Below are 5,121 nucleotides of genomic sequence, written 5' to 3' on the forward strand. Positions count from 1 at the left end.
CAAATTACAATATTGGCCTAGTCATGCACTTACTAAATCACTCAAGTGAATCAATGACTTTAGCTTATTTAGGCTTAGACCAAGCAAGTACCGAAAGTATGTTAGATCAAATTGATTTTGGGTAAATTAGTTTGATTTTGTTGTCGCCAACGGCGACTTCTGATACAGGTTTTTAATGGGTCTAGCACAACATAGAATAAATTCTATGTATAAGTGCGCATTGACCTCGTTTCACTCGGTCTGCTGATAACCATAAAATCAATTTCTGCTGTTGTTGAATTGACTGTATTTTTAATTCAATTTATATTTGCACCTAACTAAGATTGTTATGTTTTAAATATTTAAAAAGTGTTGCAGATTACGCTGTTTTAAGCCAAAATTTTTTAATTGCTTTGTGCAGATAATCTTTATAAGCTTGGTAACAAATTTTGAATAACGGTGCTGTAAGATCTGTGAATTTAAACTAAAAGCATTATTTTGATGTTAGGAGTCATTAAGATTGACGAAAAGAAAGTATTAAAACCAATTGATGAAATGCTTGCTGATCCTTGGCAAGTTGATATTCAAGAATTGTTTGAAGCTTCTGTCAATGAACCTGACGAGATTAAAAAGAATTTGTATGATTCCTTATACACTTATATTTTGCAAAAAAGACAAGAAGATATTATTAATCGTCCTGGCTTCGTTATTTAGCCCTCTAAGAGTCTGCTGAGGGCTTTTTGTTTTGCTTTGGTATAAATGTATATGAATAGTCTTAAAATTGCTAGAAACGAAAAATAAGGCCCTAAAAAACGAACATAGCAGCTAAGTTCTTGTTAAGATTCAAAAAACTAACTGTTTGCTGTCAATGGTAGCGGACGAGCAAAGCGTGGGAGCATGAGGAATTGACAGCTCTAACCCAGTCTTAACACTGAATTGGCGAAAGCCAAAGTTTCTATAAAACTTTGCTTTCCTGCCTAACGGCGAGTGAAAGAGCGATCAAGCTGGCTCAGCTTGGACGGGGATCGGGGCGTCAGCGCCCGAATTAATGTGGCTTGCCACACCTTTTTAGGCAACGAACGAAGTGAGGCGCAAGAAGCGTAGCGACTGGAGTTTAATGTGAGCCGGTTTTTGGCTAACTCCTTTGTGTTTTTTTTGTTTTAGGTTTGTATCTCGTACAGTGGTGCCTCTTATATACCTCTTTTATAAACCTCTTTTAAACCTCTTTTAGACCCCTATTTAGCCTTACTCTCCCAGGGCGTACAGAAGTTTATCAACGAGGTTTTGTCTGTTTATCAACGAGGTTTTGTCTGTTTATCAACGAGGTTTTGTCTGTTTATCAACGAGGTTTTGTCTGTTTATCAACGAGGCTTTTAATAGTGATCGTTGATAAACAATCGTTGATTTTATATAATAGTTATGGAGGTGTAATTATGAGCAATGAACTTATAAAATATGATCCAGAACTTAATACTATTCCCTTACGTAAATTCACCCCTATTGAAATGAATCTATTTTTTTCAATTATTTCTCGTATGCGTGATAAAGGGGATCAAACAGTTAGATTTTCTTTTGAACAACTTAAAGACTTGAGCAACTATAAACCAACTGCAAATAATCGCTTTGAAGATGATATTCAAAGAACTTATGAAAAACTAATGGGACTTCATTTTGGAAGACGTAGCAAATCTGGATTAAATAGAGAGATGTTTGTTATGTTTACTAAATTCAGCATTGTTGGTGAAGCTGATTCCCCTTATGTAGATGTTGAAGTATATAAAGATGCTTTGCCACTTCTTAATAATTTAGATACATGGGTTAGATATGCTTTAGCGGAATTTAGAGATCTTAGAAGCAGTTACGCCAAAACTGCCTTTAGATTGTTAAAGGGTTTTAGAACAACAGGTTATGCTTTTTTATCAAAAGAAGACTTTTTTGAATTACTTGATATTCCCAAAAGCTATTGGAAAAAGTCAGGAGATATTGATAGGTATGTTATAAAGCCCATCAAAGAAGAGTTAACACCATTATTTAGAGGCCTAGCTATTAGAAAGAAATATGGCAAGGGACGTGGAAAACCAGTAATAGGGTATTCATTTACCTGGAAACCAGAAAAGAAAGGCGCTAATGACTTCTCACAAGGTGAATTACAAGATGAACGACAAAAACTTTTCAATATTCAGCATAATGGTGAATTAACAGAGCAGGAAAAATGGCGCGCCATTGACAAGGTTAAGGGGTTAACTTTAGGCTCTACTGAGAAACAAGCATTGGCTGATAAACAGGCCGAGCACGATAAAAAAATAAGAGATCAAGCAAGACAACTATTAGAGAACTTGCTGATGAATTTGGTGTATCAAAACAAGCAATTAGGAAAAAATTAGATGCAAACTTTAGGGCAAACTATGTACAAACTGTGACTAGGAACGGAGTACAAACTTTAGTTGTTGCCAATTCAGGTTATTTGCTGTTAAAAAAGCATTTCGATGGTGGCAACAACCAGGAACCAAGAGAGAAAGCATTTACTAGTAACGCTGGTAATAGGAATACAGATACAATAGAATTGCTCAACCAACAATTGGCAATCAAAGATAGCCAAATTAAAGAAAAAGATGAACAATTAAATTCAATGCAAAAATTATTGGATCAATCACAACAACTACAATTGATGACTGAAAAGAAGGTTGAAGAACTTGAGACCACTACTTCTATAAAAATTAAATATGATAATTTAAATTTAAAACAAAAAAGTAACGCTTGGTGGAAATTTTGGTTAAAAAATAAGACATGATAACATTTAAAAAAAATGTTATCATGTCTTATAGGAAGATGCTTATTTTTACAACTCAAGCTCATAAACATTTTAGCTTTGTTTTATAGGCCCTGCAAAAAATTGACTGCAATCAATTGAACTTTAGGCCTGTTCAACATATTTGTTAATATTATCAGATCCAATCATTAATGTATCTTAAAGCCTGACTTTTCCTTAAGACACATTTATTTTACCACATAATCTACAAAAAATACGACCACCATAGAAAGCTAAAAGAATTAGTTTTCTATGGTGGTCGTATTTTTTTGCAGATATCAACGTTTTTCTACCATCTAACTATACATAAGACTATACGAGGACTATACTAGGCTATATAAAACTATAATATTTACTATACGAGACTATACACATCAGCTCTTAGGAACTTATTGCAGTAATGTTCTTTATTGCAGAAAAAAATTATAGAAAAAGAAAGGGAAAGTCATTATGGATAATAAATCAAATAAAGATGCTTTATCTCTCATAAAAAAGAATCAAGCAGAGACTGGCTACGAAGGAAGCATACAAGAATATGAACAATTGTATTCCCTTTTTGTTAATCATGGATACAAACAAGCGCAAGTTGCTTTTGCACGTTTAAGTGATATATCAAATTACCTACCTCTACTCAAATCCGGTCCGCTTTCTCTATATATTCTATATGTACTAAAAGCTAACAATGATCGGGGAAGTTCTTTTTGGTCAATAGATGCATTAGCAAAGAAATTACAAACAACTACCAAATCTATAACTAACTGGAATACTAAACTTATTGACCTTGGATTAATTCGTCGACTTAAAGGACTAGGAAAATCAACTACTACTGTGTTGTTACCAACCAGTCCCATAATCATAAATGAAAAAACTCAAGAATCTATAAAGCTACTAGAAAAAATAAATTATAAACTTCAAGCATATGTAATATTTAAAAAAGACAATAAATATATCACTTACAGATTCTTTGAGTCCAATATAAAGTACAAAATCAATAATCCTATAATAATTTTAAGTGTTGAAAAGGATATGATTTCAGATATAAGCGATTCTCAAACTGCCTATACTGACATAGACGCTGTTGATGGTTCTAAAATAGATGAAATTACACAGTTACTTCTTGAAACAGAAATATCCGGTAGTGAATCAACAAAAACAAAAGAAAAAATAAAATTATTGGTTGATTTATATCAAACTTATTTAAGAAAATAAAAATCAGGAGTTATTTTTAACAAATAACCCCTCAAAAACGTTTTTAAAATAACCCCCAATATCTATAATGTAGATATTGGGGGTTATTTTAATTTATTTCTTAATAAGTGCCCCTAAACTATAGCTATTGATTCAAGATTTCATGGGAGCCAGTTGCAACCAATAACAAAATCAATTCATCATGATCTAGCTGATAAATAACAATCCAGTTGTCATAATTTTTGCCATAGTTTCCATATCTGGCAGGGTGAAATTCACGATAACCACGCCAATTTCCTTTTAATGCATGATCTTTAATCTGATTCAAAACAAGTACATCTTGTTCAACAATTGCTTCTAAACAAGGCTTCAAGACAGTTATTGGGAAATGTTTTTTGACTAGTTTTTTTAATTCACGTTCAAAAGATTTAGTCTGTTTAATTTGCATCTAACTTATCGATCCAATCTTCAAAGTCAGTCAATGAACCAATGTTTTTGACCTGCCCTGTTTCTGCTTCTTTTTTAGCGGCTAAGGCTTCCGGAGAATCTAAAAAGCTGACTAATCGAACTTCATTATTGGCCGCTTTAACTAACGATAAGCGTATATACTCAGAAACGGTTAGCCCTTGTTTTGCTAGATTAGCTTTAGCCCGTTCACTAATGTCAGGTGTTACACGAGTTGAAATTGTCTTGTTTTTAATAATAGTATTACTCATTCTAATCCGCCTCCTTTAAGTTTACCATCGTACTACATTATAATATTCGATTTTTAGGTTTTCTGCAACTAAATTAATTTTAAAGTAAAGGAACTAACAGCTTATGCAACAAGTTGTCTTACCCATCAAAGATTCAAACGTTCTTAAAGAGGTTCAAGATACGTTACTCAATAATTTTAAAGCTGGCCGACGTAACTATACGATTTTTCAAGTTGGTAAAGCGACGCTACTGCGAGTGAGTGACGTTATGGGCTTAAAACAGGCCGATATTTTTAATCCGGACGGTTCTATTAAACAAAATGCGTTTATTCATGACCGAAAAACTGGTAAACCTAATACCTTGTACCTTAAACCTGTTCAAACAGAGCTCTTATTGTACCGTCAATGGCTGCTTGATCATAAGCTGGATTCTGAATGGCTCTTTCCTTC

At 33.3% G+C, this 5,121-nt stretch carries 6 protein-coding genes and 2 pseudogenes; 6 read left to right on the plus strand and 2 right to left on the minus strand.

Translation table 11 applies throughout. The features are described from left to right. From EKM69_RS12035 to EKM69_RS12055, 5 genes and pseudogenes are all read left to right on the plus strand, one after another. A pseudogene (locus EKM69_RS12035) lies at positions 1 to 125 on the plus strand (site-specific integrase); the annotation flags it as partial. 355 nt (positions 126 to 480) lie between these two features. Further along, on the plus strand, positions 481 to 693 hold the full coding sequence (locus EKM69_RS12040; protein WP_010625629.1) for a hypothetical protein: 213 nt from the start codon (positions 481 to 483) through the stop codon (positions 691 to 693). Positions 694 to 1,412: 719 nt separating this feature from the next. After that, complete coding sequence (locus EKM69_RS12045) at positions 1,413 to 2,363, plus strand: replication initiation protein (RefSeq protein ID WP_125711339.1); 951 nt, start codon at positions 1,413 to 1,415, stop codon at positions 2,361 to 2,363. 32 nt (positions 2,364 to 2,395) lie between these two features. Further along, positions 2,396 to 2,770: a DUF536 domain-containing protein gene (locus tag EKM69_RS12050; protein ID WP_225423894.1), complete on the plus strand. Its 375-nt coding sequence runs from the start codon at positions 2,396 to 2,398 to the stop codon at positions 2,768 to 2,770. Between the two features lie 468 nt (positions 2,771 to 3,238). Then, positions 3,239 to 3,997: a hypothetical protein gene (locus EKM69_RS12055; RefSeq protein WP_105923941.1), complete on the plus strand. Its 759-nt coding sequence runs from the start codon at positions 3,239 to 3,241 to the stop codon at positions 3,995 to 3,997. 124 nt (positions 3,998 to 4,121) lie between these two features. Here EKM69_RS12055 and EKM69_RS12060 read toward each other — a convergent pair whose 3' ends face one another. Together EKM69_RS12060 and EKM69_RS12065 are read right to left on the minus strand one after the other, a co-directional pair. Then, positions 4,122 to 4,424 (minus strand): type II toxin-antitoxin system YafQ family toxin, encoded by a 303-nt coding sequence (locus EKM69_RS12060; RefSeq protein ID WP_015474715.1) that lies wholly within the window; start codon positions 4,422 to 4,424, stop codon positions 4,122 to 4,124. Beyond that, positions 4,414 to 4,692, minus strand: coding sequence for a plasmid mobilization protein (locus EKM69_RS12065; protein WP_003625288.1), 279 nt, complete (start codon positions 4,690 to 4,692; stop codon positions 4,414 to 4,416). Before EKM69_RS12065 ends, EKM69_RS12060 begins: the two co-directional genes overlap by 11 nt. A gap of 103 nt (positions 4,693 to 4,795) precedes the next feature. Between EKM69_RS12065 and EKM69_RS12070 the strand changes: the two are divergent. Further along, a pseudogene (locus EKM69_RS12070) lies at positions 4,796 to 5,121 on the plus strand (site-specific integrase); the annotation flags it as partial.

The organism is Companilactobacillus zhongbaensis, from assembly GCF_003946515.1.
Taxonomy (GTDB): domain Bacteria; phylum Bacillota; class Bacilli; order Lactobacillales; family Lactobacillaceae; genus Companilactobacillus; species Companilactobacillus zhongbaensis.

Bases quoted from the DNA above. Each gene is read 5' to 3' on its own strand.
- EKM69_RS12040 (WP_010625629.1), top strand. From the start codon at position 481: ATGTTAGGAGTCATTAAGATTGACGAAAAGAAAGTATTAAAACCAATT.
- EKM69_RS12045 (WP_125711339.1), top strand. From the start codon at position 1,413: ATGAGCAATGAACTTATAAAATATGATCCAGAACTTAATACTATTCCC.
- EKM69_RS12055 (WP_105923941.1), top strand. From the start codon at position 3,239: ATGGATAATAAATCAAATAAAGATGCTTTATCTCTCATAAAAAAGAAT.
- EKM69_RS12060 (WP_015474715.1), bottom strand. From the start codon at position 4,424: ATGCAAATTAAACAGACTAAATCTTTTGAACGTGAATTAAAAAAACTA.
- EKM69_RS12065 (WP_003625288.1), bottom strand. From the start codon at position 4,692: ATGAGTAATACTATTATTAAAAACAAGACAATTTCAACTCGTGTAACA.